Here is a 20,713-nt window from a genome sequence, read left to right as displayed (position 1 = left end):
GACATCTTCTATTTACTATCGGCGCTGTACCTGCCGGGAATTCGTTCATAACGGGGTGAATCCTCACCCCGTTTCAGTTTCCCGGCTGATTCCATGATCCCGGCGAAGCGCTTTTTCAACTCGTAGAACCCGTGCCACCAGGCGTAATCGGGCGCCATCATGGCGGCCCCCATGCGGGCCCGGCGCCCCTCGTGATGCCAGAACTCATAGAACTCCCATTCAAGTTCCTCATCGAAATAGAGCTCATCTGACAGAAGCCCGGCTTCATACAGTTCGTTCATAAGTAACCGGACGGGTCTGTAATATTCTTCATTGTAGTTTTCTACGACCCCATCCAGATTTCTGAAGTGATCATCGGCCCAGGTAACGGAATGGCACTGGAGGCAAACCCCTGTCATCTTTTTCCGCTCCTGCCACCAGTCCGTCCGCGCCGGGAACGGCCTGAACTCGGCAGGGCGGACGGTCAGGGGCGCCTGTGTCTCCCAGGACAAACGTTCCGTCACATTGTGGGACCGCTCCACGCCGGCGGCGGCCGACATGTGGCACGATGAGCAGGTGGGGGCACGGTAATCCCTGCCCGCCGTCCACGTGTTGTCCACCGGCGTCCATTCCCACAGATGACCCTCGGCATGATAGATGGTCCCATGCTTGGATTCATTGTAGATCTCTATCTGCGGATGATCGGGACCAAGGTGGCACTGATCGCAGGCCTCCGGTTTTCTCGCCTCGGCAATGGAAAACCTGTGTCGCGTGTGACAGCTTGAACAACATCCCCTGCTGCCGTCGGGATTGATTCTGCCGATGCCCACATTGGGCCAGGTGCCAGGAAGGGGCCTGCCATCTATGACTTCCACAAAGGTGCCATGACAGGTGTAACATCCGGTCGTCCGCTCAACGGCATTGTTCATGTCGTCATTCAACCAGGAATCGACGGTCCACATGATATCCCGCGTATGGGCATGCTTGCTTTTTTCGAACTGCGTTGCTTCCGCCGGGTGACAGCCGGCACAGCGTTTCGGTGAAACGACGATCGATATGGGGGACGTGCTGTTCTTCAGATGCTCCACGCTGATAAGATTCCTGTCGTTTCCTCCCCGGTGACAATCGTAACAGGTGACGCCGACGGCGGCGTGAACGCTCTTCTCCCAGTCGGCATACAAGGCGGGTTTGTTGGACTTGTGACAGGACAGACAGGTCTTTTCGGTTGTCACGGCGGCACCGGGCGCCGGCATGATATGCACCGGAACCCCCCACCGCCAGACGCTGATGCAGGCGGCGATGAGAAAAATGATAACCAGGTTCGTATAGGCCATGACCACGAAGACCTTGTGGGCCGTTCGCGATACCGCAGCGGGCCTGCCCTTCTCCGCCGCCAGTGTCCCCACGTATTTCACATTCTGGAATACTTCCGTCCCGTGAGGCGCTCCTTTCAGGGCCTCCGTCAGGTCGTTCCCCGCGGCGTGTTTGCCGAAATGACGGCCTCCCTTCCACTTTTCACTGCCCGACACATCATAAATGGCGTCTTCATGGACCACATAGGCGGCCCTTCCCTGAGTACCGTCGTAAAGTCGCAAGTCAGACGGCGTCACCGCTCCCGATGCCCGGGGAGCCGGGGCAGCAAAGACCTCGCGTTTCATTCCCCGGTGCACCACCGTTATCGCCGTGGCGGCTATCAGCACCATAATAAGGAAGAGAAGGATCTTTATGAACAGCATGAACCCGAATGTGTTATTGAAGAACTGTTCCCATCGGTCGATCCGGAACCAGGTCAGGTAGATGCCGGTGAGCGTGAGAGTAACCATGCAGGAAACACCGAGGATCCTCTCATATTTTGGTATGCCGCCCGTCAGCCGGGTGGGTCTGATAAAGATATGAATGTAGAAGATGGCGCCGAAGAATATGATCGCCGCCAGAAGGTGGATATAACCGATGACGAACCGGGCAAACCGGTGACCGGGAGATCGAAAGTGTTCGGACCTTTCCAGTACCTTTTCCGATATCGGGTACTCGTATCCGTTCCGTATATAGGCGAACCCGACAGAGGTGAGAGGACCGCCGAGGGCATCCTGATGGCAGTACGCGCACCCCTTTCCCGTCCGGGCGGCATATTCCTCCTTCGCAACGGCAGACTCCGTTCCCAGCCAGAGGACCGTAATAGATACCGCCACAATGAAAGACAGGAACCGACAGGATGTTTTCTTCATAACCCCAACCCTGAGCCGGTGCATGTTTTCTGAGGATATTGGAGGTCATCATACCGGCTCCCGCAGGATAAATCAACGATTATTGAACGTTACAACTAATTCTCAGACGGCCCATATGCTTGGTCCGGTATCAGTATCCGTCGTTGCGACATGATACCAGAGGCAGGCCCAGAGAACGGATCAGAGATCGGTTATTGTCACATGCGACAACTATGTGTCCCTCTGCAGCTTTTCCTGTATTGATGAACCTCTTTCTATGATATGTAGAGTCACAGTCCCGGGAAAGCAGTGGAATCATGGAGATCACGCCCCTTTCGAAAAACATGGAAAAATGGATACGGAAGCTTCATCAGAAGAAGTACCGTGATGAACAGGAAACCTTCATGGCAGAGGGAATGAATGCCCTTGCAGGAGCCCGCGAGGGGTCCCTCTACGAGGTGATGTCCATCGTCCTGGAACATGCCATGATCGACGAACTTGGAGAGGCGCTGCCCGGTGGGATTCCCCTCTACTCCTGTACCAGGAAGACCATGGAAACCCTCTCAACGGAAAAGACATCACAGGGGATCGTTTTGGTATGCCGGCTCCGACGTTTCTCTCTGGACGTTCTCAGCACCGGGGTCCCGCGGGTCCTCATGTACTGTGACCGCGTTTCGGACCCCGGTAATCTCGGAACCATCGTCAGAACCGCCCGGTGGTTCGGTCTTCGACAGATCATACTGAGTCCCTTCTGCGTCGACCACTATAATCCCAAGGTCATTCGATCGACAGCGGGAACGTTCTTCCAGACGGCCTTCATCGCACCCGTCGATCACACCGAACTTTCCCGATTCGCCCGGGAAAACGGCTACCACCTGGCAGCTTCCGTTCCCCGCGGCGGTGAGCCGCTTCAGTCCCTGAAAAAAGACGGCAAGTATATTTTTATGATGGGAAACGAATCGGAAGGACTTCCGCAAACCCTCATCAGAGAGGCTGCTGTCCGTATCTCGATCAACGGCGGAGATGATACTGAATCCCTGAATCTCGGCGTTGCGGCTTCCATCATCCTCTATGAACTGCTGGGCTGAAGGGATGTGCACCCCTTGAAACCTCGACCCCTTGACCCCTTTTCCGAAACTAAATGGCAGAAGAACCTGAAAATAGAAAATAACACTTGTCCCTCGATGATACTTTTGCTATATATTCGTTACTTGTAACGTTACTTGCTACGGAGAGGCACTCCATGAGCAGGGAAAAGGAACGACAGCGCCGTTGGCGCGAGAAGAAAAAAGCTGAGGGAAAAAAGTCAATAACCGTAATGGTTTCAGGACGTGCCCTGGAAATCCTGAACGCCGAGAAAGAGGCGTCTCAGGCAACGACCACGGCGGTCATTGAAAAGGCCCTTTTGAACCTCGCAAAGAAACCGGTGATTCCCGTTACACGTAACGAACCGGTCCAAGACGCCGGTTCGACCCCACATAAAAAACCCCTTATCGATGACGAGTTCCTGTCACGGGGGGAACTCAGCGGCGGCTACGGAAGTATCATCATGCAGGAAGGCGGCCCGCCACGGCAGGGTTTCCTTCCCCGTCTCTTCAAATCCCGCAAGAAGATGTACGGTTCAAAGACGAAGTTATGAAACGGGATTAGAGGATTACGGGTTACGGATTATATTATGGACTCGGCCCCATGTATCGGGCGCTTTTCAAAGAGTGACAAAGTGACATAAACATGAAACGTATGTGAAATGTACTTGCCTGATTCATCAGGCGCTTTTTAAAACGCCGATAAATCGGCGCACTACAAAAAAAGACCAAACGAGGTACCCATAAGAATAATCCGTAATCCGTAATCCCGCAACTCATCGGTACACTACAAAACCAGTATGTCATTGCAGATGCGCCGCAACCGGATTCGGCAATAACCCTCCTATCCTTTCATGACCACACCCTTCGGTTCTTCCTCAACACGATCCTCAGGTGAAGGAACACCCGCAATAGAGGAAATTTCCGAGAGTATCATGCCCGCCACGATCAGGGCGGCCCCGGCATAGCCGCGTGACCCGAAAGCCTCACCAAGCATTATGTGAGCGCAGAGCGCGCCGAAAACGGGTTCCATGCAGAATATGATCGCCGTGTGGGTTGGACTCGTGTATCGCTGCATGGAGGTCTGAACAAGAAAGGCGAATATGGTGGCAAAAATGACACAGATGATAAGTGCCGGAAGTATCTCGGGGTACCAGGAAAAAACCGCTTCTCGCTGGATGCCCGCCACAGCCGTGCTGAGAAACGCCACCGTCCCGATCTGCACCGTGGTCAGCCAGTAAACGTCACTGGACATCGCATATTCACCGGTCATGACCACATGCCCGGCGACGGACAGGGCACAAAAAAAGGCAAGCACCTCGCCCCGGCCAAAATGACCGTCACCGTTCGTACAGAGAAAGTACATCCCCATAGCCGCGATAATCACGCCTACCTTCATGCTCCATGTAACATGCTGCCGGAAGAGCAGAGAACCGACGATGGGCACGAAAACCACGTTCAGTCCCGTCAGGAAAGCTGTATTGGATGCCGTCGTGTATCGAAGAGCCATCGTCTGCAGGGCGAATGCGCCGAAAAGAAGCGCGCCGAGGACGATCCCCTGCCGCAGTGCCCGCATTGAGAAGGTGCGTCGCGCGGCAAAGCTGAGTACCAGGAGGATCGCGAAGGCCAGAAGGAACCGCTGGGAAAGGAAAAGAAACACCCCCACCCTGCTGATCGCCTCTTTGACGATGACAAAGGTCAACCCCCAGAAAAAGCTGGTCAGGAGAAGGAGAACATCCGCCCCGATCCTCTGTGTTCTGTGTACCATCATAGGAATCCACCCATGCCCCGTGGCAACAGGAAGCCCTATATATCCGAACGCGGCGGAAAAGCAACGAAATTATAACGGATTCATTTCAGCCGACGGTGGCGAATCCATAAATTCTGATGACCCCTAAGAAGTCGTAAAGCCTGAGTACGGGGTTCGGCTTCGTAAAAAGCTCCAGAGGCACGGCGTACGAATCCTGAGAAATGAGGCGTACTTAAGCGTACGTCGCAATGACGAAGGATGAAGCTGGGCACAGCATAGGGACCTTTTACGAAGTCGTCAATTCTGCATAATAGTCATATTATTGTCTTGACAGTGAATATCCTTAAATAGTAGTTGTTTCACCATTATACCTATAAGGAGGAAGATATGAGGGTTCATCGAATTATCATTGCGTTGCTGGTCGTGGCCGGCTTTATCATCTCTCCGATGATTGTCGGTCCTGTGTGCGCGGCGGAAAAAGTCATCACCGTTGCAACCGATGCCACCTGGCCGCCCATGGAGATGGTCGATGCGAACAAGGAGATCATCGGGTTCGACATTGACTTCATGAACGCAGTCGCGAAGGAAGGGGGATTTGCGGTCAAGTATCAGAATACCGCCTGGGACGGGATTTTCGCCGGGATCGCCGTGGGGAAATATGACGCCATTATCTCTTCAGTCACCATCACCGATGAACGACAGAAAACGATGGATTTCTCAATTCCTTATATCAATGCGGGCCAGGTGCTGATCGTTCCCAAGGACTCGAAGGCGGTCGTTCTTGCCGACATGAAGGGACAGAAAGTGGGCGCGCAGCTCGGCACGACAGGGGCTTTTGAAGTGAAGAAAAATGATGGCGTGGAGCTGAAGACCTACGATGAGATCGGTCTCGCCTTTGAAGACATGGCAGCGGGGCGCATCAACGGCGTTGTCTGTGACACGCCCGTCGCGGCCGACTTCGCTCTCCAGAAAGCGGAGTACAAGGAAAAATTCAAAATCGTCGGCACTCCCTTTACGGAAGAATATTACGGCATCGTCGTTCAGAAGGGGAATACGGAACTGCTCGATATGATCAACACCGGGATCAAGGCTGTCCAGGCTAAAGGAATCGACAAACAGTTAGAGGCGAAGTGGCTCAAGTAAAGAGAAAGACCGGCAAGAAGGAAGAACCGAAAAAAACAGTTATTGCAATCGGCGACGGCGCGGCGATCCCCAAGAGAGAGGACGTAGGGCTGTTCACCGCGTGGAGAGTATCATTCGCCGGTGCAATACTCATCGTCGCATATCTTGCTCTGACAAAACCGGACCCCTATCTGGCAATTCTCAAATTTTTGCCGGATGGGGTCCTGGTTACATTCGAGGTAACCGTTGAAGCGATCCTGCTCGCCCTGGTGCTGGGCCTTTTTACCGGCCTCGGGCGCATATCGAGCAACCGGATCATCAATGGTATCGCTTCGGTGTATGTCGAGGTCATCCGGGGCATTCCCCTCCTGGTCCAGCTTTTCTACATCTATTTCGCCCTGGGCAGGGTCGTGAACCTGCCCGCTACGGTCAGTGCCGTCATCGCCATGGGTGTCTGCTACGGCGCCTACATGGGCGAGATATTCAGGGCGGGGATCGAATCGATCCCCAAGGGACAGATGGAGGCCGCCCGATCACTGGGAATGAATTACTCGCAGGCCATGCGACACGTCATCCTGCCCCAGGCGTTCAAAACCATTCTGCCCCCCGTGGGCAACGAGTTCGTGGCCCTTCTCAAGGATTCATCGCTCGTATCGATCCTCGCCGTATCGGACCTCCTGAGGCGTGGTCGTGAATTCGCCTCTGAATCGTTCACCTATTTCGAGACCTATACCATGGTGGCCCTGATCTACCTCATCATCACCCTCTTTCTGTCAAAACTCGTCAGTATCATGGAGGAACGGATCGATGTCGGCAAATGACCGCAATGTCATGGTCAAGATACGGAACGTGTACAAGTTCTTCGGAAACCTGAAGGCGCTTGACAATGTTTCGCTTGACATCTACGACGGCGAAAAGATGGTCATAATCGGACCGAGCGGTTCCGGCAAGAGCACTCTGCTCCGTTCCATCAACAAGCTTGAGACCATCGACGGTGGACATATCATCGTGGATGGTGCCGATATCAGTGATCCTAAAACGGAGATCAACAGGGTCCGTGAAGAGATCGGCATGGTCTTCCAGCAGTTCAATGTCTTTCCTCACAAAACCGTCCTGGAGAACATCAATCTCGCACAGCTCGTCGTTCGGAAACGCTCAAAAAAGGAAGCCACTGAAATTTCGGTTGAGTTACTCAAGAAGGTCGGCATCCTGGAAAAGGCGAACGAATATCCCGGCAAGCTTTCGGGCGGACAGCAGCAACGGGTAGCGATCGCCCGCGCCCTGGCAATGAAACCGAAATTGATGCTGTTCGACGAACCCACCTCGGCACTCGACCCCGAAATGATCGGTGAGGTCCTTGATGTTATGAAGACCCTCGCGCGGGAAGGAATGACCATGATCGTGGTGACCCACGAAATGGGGTTCGCCCGCGAAGTGGCTGATCGTGTTCTCTTCATGGACTACGGCGCCGTCATCGAAGAGGGGACTCCCGAACACTTCTTCAAAAATCCCACCCAGGACCGGACAAAGCTGTTTCTGGACCAGATCCTGTAAGAGCGTTTTTCTTCTTTACGCGTAAAGCACAAACATTATTGGAAATTTATAGGAATCTTCAGTATAGTGCCCACAAGGTCTCCAGCGGTTCGCTTTCGGAAGTGAACCATATCGGCAATGCACCCTTACGCGTTTCGCTTCAAAAAGGTCGGTCATGGTGCAGAGTATCTTCGTGTTTGCAGCCGGTATCACCCTGTTCCTGCTGGGAATGGTCTGGCTCACCAACACGGTCCAGAAGAATTTCACCAGCAAACGCATTCGGGAGTATTTTGCCCTTTCCGTAAAGAGACCCGTCTACGGGATTATCACGGGGGCCCTGACGACGATACTCTTTCAGAGCAGTTCGGCCACATCGGTCCTGGCCGTGGGTCTGGTCGGCGCCGGCCTCATCAGCTTCTATCATTCGCTGGGGATCATTCTCGGCGCCGATATCGGAACGACGCTCACCGTCCAGCTCGTGGTATGGAAGATCACCGATATCTCGCCTCTCTTCATTGTTATCGGGAGCGGCATCCGATTCGCCGGCACGGGAAAATGGAAGCCGGCCGGCGAGGCCCTTCTCTACTTCGGGCTTATCTTTTTCGGCCTGAGCCTTGTCTCCCACGCGACGGAACCGCTCAAGAGCAGCGATTCCTTCATCTCTTTTCTCAGGAATATCGAGCACCCACTCTATGGCCTTCTCATCGGTTTCGCCGTGACGGCCGTCATTCAGTCGTCGGCGATCACCATTTCCGTTCTGGCCATTCTGGCATTCCATACCATGATAACCATTGACGCGGCGCTTCCCATTATCTTCGGCGCCAACATCGGCACGGCCGCCACGGCGCTTCTGGCAAGCATCACGGCCAACATTGAAGGGAAAAAATGCGCCGTCGCCCACCTTCTGTTCAAGCTGCTCGGGGCCGCGCTCTGTTTCGCCCTGTATCCCCTGTTCCTCGAAGCGGTGAAAGCGCTCTCTTCACAGACGGCGCAGCAGATAGCCTGCGGTCATATCCTTTTCAACATCATCATCGTGATCGTCTTCACTCCATTTTTGAAGCCCATTTCCATTCTTGTTGAAAAACTGATGCCGGGCAAAGGTGATCTGCTCCCTCTCTGGCCCGAGTTTCTCGATGAACGGCAGCTTCCCGACACCACCGCCGCCCTGGAATGCGCGCGAAAAGAACTGGAACGCGAGATCGTCCTGGCCCAGCGGATGAGCGGCATGGCGATCAGGCTTATCGACCGGTACAACGCGAACGACAGGAAGAGCATCAACCACATTGAATCCGTCATCGACAATCTTCGCCATGAGGTCGGTGATTATCTCTGCAAGATCCCCCTGGAGTCGTTGTCGATAGACGTATCACGGAAACTCTTTTCCTACTCAGCCATTACCGACGACACGGAACGCATCGCCGATCACGCCCTGACGCTGGCCGAGCTGGCCCAGAGGAAACAGCGGCGGCACATCTCCTTTACTGGCGAGGCCATGAATGACCTGCACGATATAGAAGCCCTCGTCCTGGAAAACATTGCAGACACGGTCTCGCTCATCCGGAAGAAGAAAAGCGAAATGATCGAAAGCATTTTCAAACGGGAAGACAGGATAGACGACCTGGTAAAGGACGCCCGGGCGCGCCACCTGGAACGGCACTACAAGCGCATCTGCGAGCCGGAAGCGGGGCCCATCTTTGTCGATATTCTCATACACCTGGAGCGCATCTCGGACCACTGTGAAAACATCGCCGAGAACATCGACGAGATCGAATGATCTTGATCATCCGGATACAGGGCACACAAACCTTGATCCCCGACTCCTTCAGTGTACGTCGCAGTGACAAGGGAGCATCAGGTCAGACGTCTCATGCAGTTGTCTTGTATCAGTGTTTCGACATGAGATAGGTCACGGCCTTGTCCAGGCCGTCCAGGGTCAGCTCGAACATGGGCAGGACCTCACGGATGGCTTCGATCGTCCATGTCGTGTGCCAGGCATGCTCGCTCCGGGGATTGAGCCACAAGGTATGGCTGAAGGTATCGGCGAGGAACTGGAGGTATTCGATGCTGGGTTTCCTGCGGCTCTTCTCTTCGAAATAGATGGAACCACCTGAATACATCAGCTCATAAGGGGCCATGCTGGCATCACCCACGATGACGATGCGCGTTTCCGGGTCCTTTCTGATGAACTCGAGCGTGTTCAACGGCTTGCGGTACCTGGCCGGGTCTTCCCAGACCTTGTCGTAGATCGTGTTGTGGAAGAAATATGTTTTCAGGTCCTTGAACTGGTTCCGGGCATAATCGAAGAGCGTCTGGACGACTTCGACGTAGGGGTCCATGGACCAGCCGCCGTTGTCGATCATGAGGATCACCTTGAGACGGTCCTTCAAACGCTTGTCAAAGATAATTTCTATCTCGCCGGCATTTTTCATCGTTTCATATATGGTCTTGTCGACATTGACCACGTCCCGGGGACCCGACGGGACCATCCTGCGCAGGCGCTTCAGGGCCTCGCCGATCTGTGACTGCGTCAGGGGCCCCTGCTGGGAATAATCCTTGTACCGCCGATCCATGGCGACCATGATGGCCGACTTGTTCCGTGAAACACCGCCGACCCGCATGCCGCCGGGATGAAATCCGGAATGCCCGACGGGAGAGGTGCCGCCCGTCCCGATCCACCGGTCTCCGCCGTGGTGGGCCTCGGTCTGCTCCTTGAGGCGGTCCATGAAATATTTTCTCAATTCTTCGGGCGTGAGCTTTTTGAGCGTTTCCTCGTCGATCCCCAAGGCAGCCGCCACATCGGCAGGATTTTTCAGCCATTCTTCCAGAAGTGCTTTGGCGATCTTGTCGAGCTCGTAATCCTCGGGGTCGACCATTTCGATGCCGCGAAAGTGATGGGCGAAGACCTGGTCATAGATGTCGAAGTAGCGTTCACTCTTGACGAGCAGCGACCGGGCGATGACATAGAAATCCTTGATCGACCGGATAAGCCCCATGCTGAGGGCCTTCTGCAGCCTGAGGAAGGCAGTCGGTGTTACGGGGACACCGTAATCTCTGAGACTGTAGAAAAAATCCGCGAACACGGTTGATTTCCTTAATAACGGCCGCGGGAAATCGCCTGCGCCGCCATTTGCAGATCCGGGCTCTTTTTAAAAAGAACCCCGAGATAGGGGACCTTGCCCTTTTCAAGTTCCGAAAGCCGGAAGTCGGGATCGGCGCTGAGAGCTCGTATCCAGTTGATGAGTTCCCTCGTCGCCGGTTTTTTCTCAATGCTGTCGATGCTGCGGAGCCGGTAGAAGAGGTTGATGCAGGCATCGGCGACGCGCCTGGTCAGATCGGGGAAGTGAACGCCCACGATCTGCCGCATCATTTCATGATCGGGGAAGGCGATATGGTGGAAGTTGCAGCGCCCCAGGAAAGGATCTGAAAGATCCTTCTTCGCGTTCGAGGTAATGACGATGACCGGACGGTTCCTGGCAGTGATGGTCTTGTCGATCTCAATGATATCGAACTGCATCTGGTCCAGGACGTCCAGCATGTCGTCCTGAAAATCCGTATCGGCCTTGTCGATCTCATCGATGAGAAGAACGGTTCGCCTGTCCGATACGAAGGCCTGCCCGATTTTCCCCATTTTGATATATTCCTCGATATTGCTCACATCACGGCTCGAATCGCCGAAACGGCTGTCGTTCAGGCGGGTCAGCGTGTCGTACTGGTACAGGGCATCGATCAGTTTCATGCTTGACTTGACGTTCAGAACGATCAGAGGCATGGCGAGGTTCTCGGCAATGGCATGGGCAAGCATGGTCTTTCCCGTTCCCGGTTCCCCTTTCAGGAGAAGGGGCATCTCCAGTGCCATGGATACATTGACGATCTCCGCCAGTTCATCATCAAGAACGTATTTCGACGCACCCTGAAACTTGTGAATCGCCGTCGTATAACTCATGCTCATCATCCTCACTCCGTGGTTTTTATCGTGGCGGAGGGGACAGGGTCTCTTCCGCCACGGTCATTAAACGAGTATTTATATCATTTCCATGACGGTCGCACAAGAGACACCGCCGCCGCCGCACAGCGTCGCGAGGCCGAGTGTTTTCCCTCGTTTCTTCATGGCGTACAGAAGCGATACCATGATACGGGCACCGGTGCAACCCACGGGATGTCCCAGGCCGATCCCCGAACCGTTCACGTTGGTGATCTCGCGGTTCAGCCCCAGTTCACGTTCACACCCGATGTACTGAGCGGCAAAGGCCTCGTTCAGCTCTATCAATTCGAAGTCTTCGAGCGAGAGATCGGGATTTCTCTTCAAAAGGTCTCTCACCGCCGGTACAGGGCTCAATCCCATGACCGAGGGATGGCAGGCGCCCCGGCCGGAGGCACGGATCTTCGCGATGGGTTTGAGTCCCAGTTCGCTCGCCTTATCGGCGGACATGATGACCATGGCGGCCGCCCCGTCATTGATCCCCGAAGAGTTTCCCGCCGTTACCTTTCCGATTTTCGGGATGAAGGCGGGCGGCAGTTTCTGAAGCTGTTCCATCGTAAGGCCGGGCCTGAAATGTTCGTCCTTGTCGAAAACGATCGGTGGCTTTCCCTTTTTCTGGGGAATTTCGACGGGTACGATCTCTTCCCTGAAATCACCTTCCACGGTGGCCCGCTCGGCACCGTTGTGACTTCTCAGGGCAACCTCATCCATCTCTTCCCGGCTGATATTGTGAAGCTGGGCGATGAATTCCGCCGTGTGACCCATGATGTAAGGCTTCCCGATGAAGAGTTCCAAGGGCATGCCCTCCTTGAGCGGTCCTTCCTCGGGATGGGGAATGAGGTGGGAACCGCAATGCAGGGCGTGAATCAACATATCATCGAGAGACTTGTCCTGGAGCCGGCACCCCCACCGGGCGTCCTGGGTCACATAGGGCGCACCGGACATGTGCTCAACACCGCCTGCAAGGATGATATCCGCCATGTCCGCCTGGATCATGGCCGCACCGCTCAGGACCGCCTCCATGGCCGAAATGCAGACCCTGTTTATGGTAACGGCGGGGACGCTGTCGGGGATCCCCGCCATCAATGCCCCCACCCTGCTCACGTTCAGGGCGTCAACCGGTTCTATGCAACATCCGAACCGGACATCCTCAATCATCGCCGCGTCGATTCCCGCCCGCCTGATCGCTTCCTTCATGGCCACACTCGCAATGCGGGGAGCGTTCACATCCCGCAGGGAGCCGCCGAACACACCGATTGCCGTTCTGCATGCTGAAACAATAACAACATCTTTCACCGTACTACCCTCCTAATCCGATTTTTCATTGATGACATCTGACATGCGACGGGCACTACAACTGGCCTGCCGCGTCGCTTCATATCAGAAAAAGGGGGAAAAGAAAAATATTATCTCAGGTGCCTGAGTGCGGGACAACATTGAAGTCCCCCTTTGAAAAAGGGGGATTGAGGGGGATTTGTAAATATAAATCCCTCCCGGCCTCCCTTTGCGAAAGGGAGGAGCAAAACATGATCCCGGTTCCCGAATCCCCAGACTTAATTCTTGACGTTTAACGTGAAGCTTTATATTGTTGCCGCGTTTTTCCATAATTCATACTGTTCTCACAGTTCAGGAGGAAATGATGTCCCCCAATCCACTGCATGCGATCATGAATCCCTCTTCCATCGCCGTTGTCGGCGCGAGCAATACGATCACAAAGATGGGCGCCATCCAGTGCCTCAATCTCATAAAAAGCGGGTTCACCGGTGAGGTCATGCCGGTGAATCCCGATGAGGAAACGGTCCTGGGGAAGAAGGCCTATCCGTCGGTACTGGACCTTCCCCATGCTCCCGATATCGCCGTATTGGTCATCCCTTCCCGGCTTGTGCCGGAAATTCTGGAAAAGTTCGGAAAGATAGGGACCCGTTTCGCCGTCGTCGTGACCGCCGGGTTTAAGGAGACGGGAGATGCGGGCCGCGCGCGGGAAAAGGAAATCGTTTCGATCGCCCGACGTTTCGGTATGCGCTTCATCGGCCCGAATTGCCTCGGTATCCTCAACACGCATCTGCCCTTCAACATCACCGTCATGCCGACGAGGATGTCTAAGGGGTCCCTCGGTCTTGTGTCGCAGAGCGGCACGTACGTGGCCCAGACCCTCCCCTATCTCTCCGGCAGGGGTGTGCGGCTCAGCAAGGCGATCAGCGTCGGAAACGAAGCTGATATCGATATCGTGGACTGTCTCGAGTATCTGGGAGAGGATGACGACACGCGGGCCATCGGTCTTTACATTGAGGGAATCCGTCGTGCCGGCCGTTTCCTTGAAGTGGCCCGGGAAATTACGAAAACAAAACCCGTCGTCGCTCAGTACGTGGGCGGAACAGAAGCCGGTGCACGTTCCGGTTCGAGCCATACCGGAGCCATGGCCGGTCCCGATTATGTCTACGACGGGTTGTTCGAACAGGCCGGCGTCATTCGGGTCGACACCATAGAAGAAGTATACACGATAGGATGGGCGCTTGCGGCGCAACCAGCGCTGAAAGGACCCCGGATCGCCGTCCTGACGAATTCAGGCGGCCCCGGCACGGCCATTGCCAATACCCTCAACCGTGGCGGTCTCGACGTTCCGGTGTTCTCCGAGGATGTTCAGAAAGAGGTCAGCCGTTATTTGCCGGGCAGCCATGCCAGTGCGAAAAATCCCGTTGACCTGACCTTTCATGTCGGTATGGACGCGATCTCCGAAAAGATACCGCAGATACTCTTCAACAGTCATGATGTGGACGGCATCGTTCTTCACGGGATCATGGATACCGGCCTCTTTACCGAGGTCTCACCCCTGGTGAAGGACCTTTTCACATTCGATGAAGAGGAATTCATCGACATGTCGAAAGTGAACCTGGACAACCTGGTCAACATGCCGCGAAGACATGGAAAGCCCCTCCTCATATCATCCTTCTTCGGAAATGACGATCATGCCACCAGGACCTTCCGGGAGAACGGCATTCCCACGTTCGATTCCCCTGAAAAGGCGGCCCGGGCGATGAACGCCCTGTACCGGCATCTTCTGATCAGGAACAGGGCGAACGGCACGCCGGATGGAGAATGTCCCGTTCCGGCGGAAGCTCGAAACATCATTCAGAATGCGAAGCGGGGCGTCCTCGATGAATACCGCTGCAAGAGAGTTCTCGACGCATACGGCATATCCACGACCAGGGAAGTCCTCGTGGAAACGGCCGATGAGGCGGTCGAACAGGCCCGTTCGATCGGTTTCCCCGTGGTCCTGAAGGCATGTTCCACGGACATCCCCCACAAAACGGAGCGGGGGCTGGTCCATCTGAACCTGAAAAGTGATGAGGCGGTCAGACGCGCATACAATGCCGTGAAGGGAGCCGTTCCTCATTCTCCCATACTGATATCGGAGATGGTGCGGGGTGACAGGGAATTCATGGCCGGCGTCAGTTATCATCCCGGGTTTCCCCCTTGTATCATGTTCGGCCTCGGTGGGGTATTGACCGAGGCGCTTCACGACAATACGATCAGGATCGCTCCGCTCGGGACGGAAGATACCCGTTCCATGATGGAATCTCTTGCGGCAAAGGCCCTTCTCGGGGCGTACCGGGGGATGAAGCCCGTCGACCGGGAGTCCCTCTCATCACTGCTGATCGCCCTCGGCCGGCTGGCCATTCACTTCCCCGAAATAGGGGAGATCGACCTGAATCCGATCATCATCGCCGACGGGAAGCCGAAGGTAGTTGATGCCCTCTTCATCCTGGAATAAAAGAGCCGTCCCACGATGTAAGACGGGACGGCCCTTTTGTACGGTTCTTTCGGAAATCAGGAAAATTTTTTCGAATCAATCGAAGGCCATTTCGGTCTTCCATTCCTTCCAGACATTCCCCACCAGGTTAGGACCGGGCTTCAGGGTCTTTTTGCCGGGTTTCCACCCGGAGGGCGTCGCCTCGGTACCCTTGCTGGCACGTACCAACTGGAACGCCTGCACCTGGCGGAACGATTCATTGATGTTCCTCCCGACAGGCGGCGTGAGGACCTCGAACCCCTGTACAATGCCGTCGGGATCGATTATGAACCGTCCCCGGGTCTCGACTCCGGCATCCTCGTCATAGATGCCGTAAATGGTTCCAACCTTTCCGCCGGCATCGGAAAGCATGGGAAAGGGAACCTTCTTTTTTTTCACCATTTTCGACAACTCATGGTCCACCCACATCTTGTGAACGAAAACACTGTCAACGCTCATGGAAAGTATCTCGACACCAAGCTTCTGGAAGTCACTGAATTTTTCGGCAACTGCCGAAATCTCCGTTGCTCAGACGAAAGTAAAATCACCCGGATAGAAGCAGAGAAGTACCCACTTCCCCAGGTAATCAGACAGTTTTACAGAAACGAATTTGCCCTGATGGTACGCCGGGGCGACAAAATCAGGTGCTTTCCTGCCGACTTTGATCATCGTCTTTGACTCCTCCTTTCCTGGTGCCTTCATGTCAGTTTCGGTTTCCAGTTCAACTGATTCACCGACCGGTCCGCCTGTGGGTCTTGCACAGCCGACCTTTATCTCTTCCCCCATAGGTACCTCCTTTCTTTATTGTTATGCTGGATTCCTTTCCATCAAAACAAAAAAAGCATTACGTGAAAGGACCTCACCCCCTTCAACAGCGTATCTCATAACCGCTGTTCTTTGTTGTCACAGAATACCTGCACGTTATAAGCCTGTCAAGATGGATGTGAGATGGATGTAAGGTTGCGGGATCATTCCTCGGGGAACGGGATGGTCAGTTCGTATACACCGCAACGGACCATGGCCTTCATGGGAAAACCTGTCTTTTCAAAGACCTTCAGCATGGGCTTGTTGTCGGTGATGACGTCCGCCTTGAACCCGGGAATGCCCCGTTTCCGGGCGACCCCGATGAGCATCGCCAGCAGATAGGAGCCGATCCCGAGACCCTGGAGTTTTTCGTCCACGATAAAGGCGACATCGGCATAGGGCCCGTCCTTGAGTTTCATATAACGACCCTCTGCCACGACCCGCTCGACACCCGAATCATCAGTGACGACGCCCACAACGGACATGGTGCGCTTGAAATCCACATTCACATATTCCTGCATCTTCATGTGGGGCATGATCGATATGGGGCTGAAGTAGCGATAATAGATGCTTCTGTCGGAAAACCGGTAAAAGAGGCGCCGCATGCCATCCTCGTCGGATGGTTTGATGGCCCGGAACCGAATGGTGGCCGTGTTGTTGAACGTATGAGTGCTTGCCACGTCATCGGGATAGAGATGCCCCGATTCGATGATGTACATCTGGTCGGGATAGAGAATGTTCAGGTCCTTCGCTTTCTGGACCAGCAACCGGCGGTCATCGGGATGGGCGATATCTATCAGGGCCAGGCATCGCTCCCGCACGGTACGTCCCTTCAGCGACGCAATGCCGTACTCGGTGACAATGAGGTCGAGGGATTGCATGTTCGAGAACTGACCGGGCAGATCGCGCACGGAGGATATGATATTCGACTCACCGCGCAGGTTACGGCTCGGAAGGGCAAAGACGGACCTCCCCCCACGCGACAGTTCGACCCCGGAATATATCTCCATTACTTCGCCGGAATCGAGCGTAACGTTCCCCTTACCGAACTGAAGGGCGATGCCGCCGGTCAGGTCAACTTTGCGGGCCGGGAGGATCTTGATAAACCTGTCATTGTCGCCGATGACGGCCGGGTTCGTCACCACCTCTATACCCTGGAACTCGATGAGCGGGTTCCTGTCGAGCCAGGCATACAGTTCCGGTGTTCCCTGCGCGTAGCAGGTAACACTCTTGTTCCGGAAGATGCGCTTGTTCCTGTTTGTCACGGCGCCGCTCTTGATAAGGTCCATGAGGGCGTCGGTCATCATGATCGAATGAACGCCGAGGTTCTTCTTGTGGGCAAGGCATTTCCAGAGGGCGTCAAATATGGGGCCGATGGCGAAGGATATGCAGCTGCCGTCTTCAACAACGGTGGCGATGTGCGCGGCGATCCGTTCGTGCACCTCCGAAGGGGGGATGCGCGGGAAATAGAGGGGCGGTTCCGTGGATTGAACGAGATAATTGAGTTCATTGACATGCACGATGGTATCCCCCATGGTAAAGGGGATCGCTTCATTGATCTCACCCACTACCAGTGAAGCCCGTTCCATTGAACGCCGTGCCATGTCAACGGCAACGCCGATGCTGCAAAACCCCTTTTCGTCAGGCGGCGTGATCTGAACAAAGGCGGCATCAATATCGATGACACCAGTGCTCACCATGAGGGGGATCTTTGAAAAGTAGCCGGGGATGTAATCGATCCTGCCCGCCGCGATGGCCTCGCTGGCGACCCACCCCGAGAAAAAGGTCTTCAGCCGGTATTTATAGTTATAATCCCTGTCGGTCGGCAGCGCTTCGCCAAGGCTCAGAAGCTGTATCAGTTCCAGGTCTCTCAGGTTTGTCGATTTTGATTCTTTGAGGTGCCTGACCAGGGTACGCGGCTCGGCGGCGCCGGTACCGAGAAATATCTTCATACCCGGCCGTATCTTTTCTATTATTTTTTCAGGAGAGACTACCTTGCGTCTCCAATCCGAGGGGTCATAGGCTGACATAACACAACTCCCGATCTTACGGCACGTGGAGGATCTCACTCCCAACACCTTGATATTATATCGTTTTCAGAAATACCGGGTTCCCGAAGAAACCCTACATTAAATATGCAATTCCCATGCCATGATGACCGGCACGTTAACTGAACGGGAGGAAAACCTAAATTAATGGACATCTTACGCAGGACTCAAAAATAACTATAGGCAATAATGAGTTTTTTCTGTATCATTCCACACTTACCCACACAAAAAGGAGGACCGGCTTATGGACGTAAACACCATCATCCCACAACTCAAGGAGTGGGCCGCCTTTTACGGGCTCAACATCATCGCCGCGATCCTGATATTCGTGATCGGGCGCTGGGTCGCCAAGGTTCTCAGGAAGCTCATCAGAAAGCTCCTGGAGAAGTCAAAGGTAGATGCTTCCATCATACCCTTCGTCACCAATCTCGCCTATGTCCTGATGCTGACGGTAGTGGTTATAGCTGCCCTCAGTAAACTGGGCATTCAGACCGCTTCCCTTATCGCCATTATCGGTGCCGCCGGTCTCGCCGTCGCCCTGGCATTGCAGGGCTCACTGGCGAATTTCGCCGCGGGGGTCCTTGTTCTCATCTTCCGTCCTTTCAAGGTCGGTGATTATATCGAAGCCGCCGGCATTGCCGGGAGCGTTGAGAAGATCGAGATATTCACCACCACCCTCAAGACGCCCGACAACCGTGTCATCATCATTCCCAACGCGAAGCTTTCCGGTGATATCATCATCAACTACACCGCGGAAAAAACACGGCGGCTGGACCTTGTCTTCGGTGTCAGTTATGGAGACGACCTTCAGAAAGTGAAAAAGGTGCTTCTCGACATTCTCGCGGCCGAGCCCCGGGTACTGAAGGAACCCGCCCCCATGGTGGCGATCGTCGAGCTGGCGGACAGCAGCGTTAATTTTGCCGTTCGACCCTGGATCAAATCGGCTGATTACTGGGACCTGTTCTTTGCCCTGAGAGAAACAGTCAAGAAACGGTTCGACGAGGAAGGCATCACCATTCCCTTCCCGCAGCAGGATGTCCACATGTATGAAATGAAGAAGGAGGCTTCTTAAACAAACTTACACATATCCCGAAACACACCGCTTGGAAACAGCGGGTTTCAGAGTGTTTTGCAGTCGAAGTAATACCGGGCGGTTTCCATCTGGCAGAGCTGTTTCCCCCCTTCGAAGAGCTGAACGATCTTGAGGTCCCGCCAGTGTTTTTCTATGTCCCATTCGCTGTCGGCACCATAGGCGCTGAGTATTTCCATGGCCCGTTCACACTCACGAAGACAGGTGTCGGCCACAAACATCTTGCAGGCACGTGATCGGGCAATGATCTCGTCGCTCCACCGCGGGCCATGGCGGTCGGGACGGTCAAGCACCGAGGCCAGGTGAAAGGCGGCAGCCCGGCAGGTTTCAAGGGCGGTCACTATCTCGGACAGTTCTGCGGCCACGGCATCATGTTCTTTCAGGGGCACCCCCCGCAGTGTCTTCCGTGAGCAGAAGTCATTGAGGATCTCATAGACATTGATCATGACCCCCGTGCAGACCTGAGAGGCGAGGCCGCCGAAGGCCATGACCTCCTTGAAATAGAGCGCGTCCAGGCCCGGTCCCCAGGCCCGGTACCACAGCGGCACCCGAACATCTTCAAACCAGATATCGCTGTTACGGTCCGCCGCCATTCCCGCCTTCTCATAAGGCGCGCCCTGGGTAACACCGGGCAGGTCCGCCGGCACATAGATATAGGCGATATCCCTGTCATCGTCCGAACCGGGATTGGTGGTGCATACCACGCCGAAGAGGTCCGCCGTTCCCCCCGTGTTGCTCGGCCAGAGCTTATGGCCGGTTATGACCCACTCGTCACCGTCACGAAGGGCCGTCGTTCGGATCGTCCGTCCCCGAAGCAGACCGATATTCTCTATATCACACCCGCCCTGCGGTTCCGTCATGGCGATCGCGGCAAAGCGCGGTTTATCGGATTTGAAGAGCGGCGCGAATTCGGCACAGAGCCGCCGGTTTATGTGGGGCTTTACGGTTATCATGACCAGGGGCCAGAAGCACAGGACCAGTGACATGCAGATCCCGGAATCGGCCCGGGACACTTCTTCAAGGAGCCAGCCCGCGAAGGTGGCCGGGGAATCGCTCTGCCCCAGGTTCCACCCCCCGAATTCCGCGGGGAACAGGGCCTTCTGGAACCCCATATCGGCAATGAGCGATTTGATCGCCGGCTCGATGATCTCGTGTTCCTTCCAGTCCTCGTCAAAGAGTCTGCGCTGCGGAATGACGACACGGTCCGCCCAGTTCCGCACCAGGCGTCTGACGTGCGTCTCCGCCGGTGACGCCGTAATGTTCTTGAGGAATGGATTGCGGTATCTCATTTCCCCCCCCGACCCGATCCCTCGATCCTTCCACCGTTCC

At 54.9% G+C, this 20,713-nt stretch carries 17 protein-coding genes; 8 read left to right on the top strand and 9 right to left on the bottom strand.

The features are described from left to right. Positions 1 to 8: 8 nt before the first annotated feature. Positions 9 to 2,204, bottom strand: a complete 2,196-nt coding sequence (locus tag JXO48_03000; GenBank protein ID MBN2282836.1) for a CopD family protein — start codon at positions 2,202 to 2,204, stop codon at positions 9 to 11. Positions 2,205 to 2,500: 296 nt separating this feature from the next. Between JXO48_03000 and JXO48_02995 the strand changes: the two genes are divergently transcribed. After that, positions 2,501 to 3,271, top strand: coding sequence for an RNA methyltransferase (locus JXO48_02995; GenBank protein ID MBN2282835.1), 771 nt, complete (start codon positions 2,501 to 2,503; stop codon positions 3,269 to 3,271). 155 nt (positions 3,272 to 3,426) lie between these two features. Next, a complete protein-coding gene (locus JXO48_02990; protein MBN2282834.1) occupies positions 3,427 to 3,822 on the top strand; it encodes a hypothetical protein in 396 nt (131 codons plus the stop codon). 290 nt (positions 3,823 to 4,112) lie between these two features. On the opposite strand, the gene JXO48_02985 is transcribed toward JXO48_02990, so the two are convergent. After that, on the bottom strand, positions 4,113 to 5,036 hold the full coding sequence (locus tag JXO48_02985; GenBank protein ID MBN2282833.1) for a DMT family transporter: 924 nt from the start codon (positions 5,034 to 5,036) through the stop codon (positions 4,113 to 4,115). A gap of 369 nt (positions 5,037 to 5,405) precedes the next feature. Between JXO48_02985 and JXO48_02980 the strand changes: the two genes are divergently transcribed. The 4 genes from JXO48_02980 (at position 5,406) to JXO48_02965 (ending at position 9,447) form a co-directional block, all read left to right on the top strand. After that, the gene (locus JXO48_02980; protein MBN2282832.1) at positions 5,406 to 6,161 is read left to right on the top strand and encodes a basic amino acid ABC transporter substrate-binding protein; all 756 of its coding nucleotides are present in this window, start codon (positions 5,406 to 5,408) and stop codon (positions 6,159 to 6,161) included. Continuing rightward, positions 6,149 to 6,961, top strand: coding sequence for an amino acid ABC transporter permease (locus JXO48_02975; protein MBN2282831.1), 813 nt, complete (start codon positions 6,149 to 6,151; stop codon positions 6,959 to 6,961). The genes JXO48_02980 and JXO48_02975 overlap by 13 nt, the downstream gene beginning before the upstream one ends. A gap of 10 nt (positions 6,962 to 6,971) precedes the next feature. Continuing rightward, the gene (locus JXO48_02970) at positions 6,972 to 7,694 is read left to right on the top strand and encodes an amino acid ABC transporter ATP-binding protein (GenBank protein MBN2282830.1); all 723 of its coding nucleotides are present in this window, start codon (positions 6,972 to 6,974) and stop codon (positions 7,692 to 7,694) included. 154 nt (positions 7,695 to 7,848) lie between these two features. Beyond that, the gene (locus JXO48_02965; protein ID MBN2282829.1) at positions 7,849 to 9,447 is read left to right on the top strand and encodes a Na/Pi cotransporter family protein; all 1,599 of its coding nucleotides are present in this window, start codon (positions 7,849 to 7,851) and stop codon (positions 9,445 to 9,447) included. 109 nt (positions 9,448 to 9,556) lie between these two features. Here the strand turns inward: JXO48_02965 and JXO48_02960 are convergent, their stop codons facing one another. The 3 genes from JXO48_02960 to JXO48_02950 all read right to left on the bottom strand — a co-directional run bounded on the left by JXO48_02960 (position 9,557) and on the right by JXO48_02950 (position 12,948). Next, positions 9,557 to 10,753 (bottom strand): hypothetical protein, encoded by a 1,197-nt coding sequence (locus tag JXO48_02960; protein ID MBN2282828.1) that lies wholly within the window; start codon positions 10,751 to 10,753, stop codon positions 9,557 to 9,559. Between the two features lie 11 nt (positions 10,754 to 10,764). After that, positions 10,765 to 11,616, bottom strand: coding sequence for a MoxR family ATPase (locus JXO48_02955; protein ID MBN2282827.1), 852 nt, complete (start codon positions 11,614 to 11,616; stop codon positions 10,765 to 10,767). 78 nt (positions 11,617 to 11,694) lie between these two features. Further along, positions 11,695 to 12,948: a thiolase family protein gene (locus JXO48_02950; protein ID MBN2282826.1), complete on the bottom strand. Its 1,254-nt coding sequence runs from the start codon at positions 12,946 to 12,948 to the stop codon at positions 11,695 to 11,697. 343 nt (positions 12,949 to 13,291) lie between these two features. Here JXO48_02950 and JXO48_02945 point away from each other — a divergent pair, with 343 nt between their 5' ends. Beyond that, positions 13,292 to 15,424: an acetate--CoA ligase family protein gene (locus JXO48_02945; protein MBN2282825.1), complete on the top strand. Its 2,133-nt coding sequence runs from the start codon at positions 13,292 to 13,294 to the stop codon at positions 15,422 to 15,424. A gap of 75 nt (positions 15,425 to 15,499) precedes the next feature. Here the strand turns inward: JXO48_02945 and JXO48_02940 are convergent, their stop codons facing one another. The 3 genes from JXO48_02940 to JXO48_02930 all read right to left on the bottom strand — a co-directional run bounded on the left by JXO48_02940 (position 15,500) and on the right by JXO48_02930 (position 18,276). Then, positions 15,500 to 15,961: a redoxin domain-containing protein gene (locus JXO48_02940; GenBank protein ID MBN2282824.1), complete on the bottom strand. Its 462-nt coding sequence runs from the start codon at positions 15,959 to 15,961 to the stop codon at positions 15,500 to 15,502. A gap of 9 nt (positions 15,962 to 15,970) precedes the next feature. Continuing rightward, the gene (locus JXO48_02935; protein ID MBN2282823.1) at positions 15,971 to 16,228 is read right to left on the bottom strand and encodes a redoxin domain-containing protein; all 258 of its coding nucleotides are present in this window, start codon (positions 16,226 to 16,228) and stop codon (positions 15,971 to 15,973) included. Between the two features lie 182 nt (positions 16,229 to 16,410). Further along, on the bottom strand, positions 16,411 to 18,276 hold the full coding sequence (locus JXO48_02930) for a GNAT family N-acetyltransferase (protein ID MBN2282822.1): 1,866 nt from the start codon (positions 18,274 to 18,276) through the stop codon (positions 16,411 to 16,413). 262 nt (positions 18,277 to 18,538) lie between these two features. Between JXO48_02930 and JXO48_02925 the strand changes: the two genes are divergently transcribed. Then, on the top strand, positions 18,539 to 19,366 hold the full coding sequence (locus JXO48_02925; GenBank protein MBN2282821.1) for a mechanosensitive ion channel: 828 nt from the start codon (positions 18,539 to 18,541) through the stop codon (positions 19,364 to 19,366). A gap of 47 nt (positions 19,367 to 19,413) precedes the next feature. Here the strand turns inward: JXO48_02925 and JXO48_02920 are convergent, their stop codons facing one another. After that, complete coding sequence (locus JXO48_02920) at positions 19,414 to 20,673, bottom strand: acyl-CoA/acyl-ACP dehydrogenase (GenBank protein ID MBN2282820.1); 1,260 nt, start codon at positions 20,671 to 20,673, stop codon at positions 19,414 to 19,416. Between the last annotated feature and the right edge of the window lie 40 nt (positions 20,674 to 20,713).

This window comes from Deltaproteobacteria bacterium (assembly GCA_016933965.1).
Lineage (GTDB): Bacteria > Desulfobacterota > Syntrophia > Syntrophales > UBA2210 > JAFGTS01.
The sequence above is the reverse complement of the archived record's forward strand: the minus strand, read 5'-3'. Positions and strand labels throughout refer to the sequence as shown.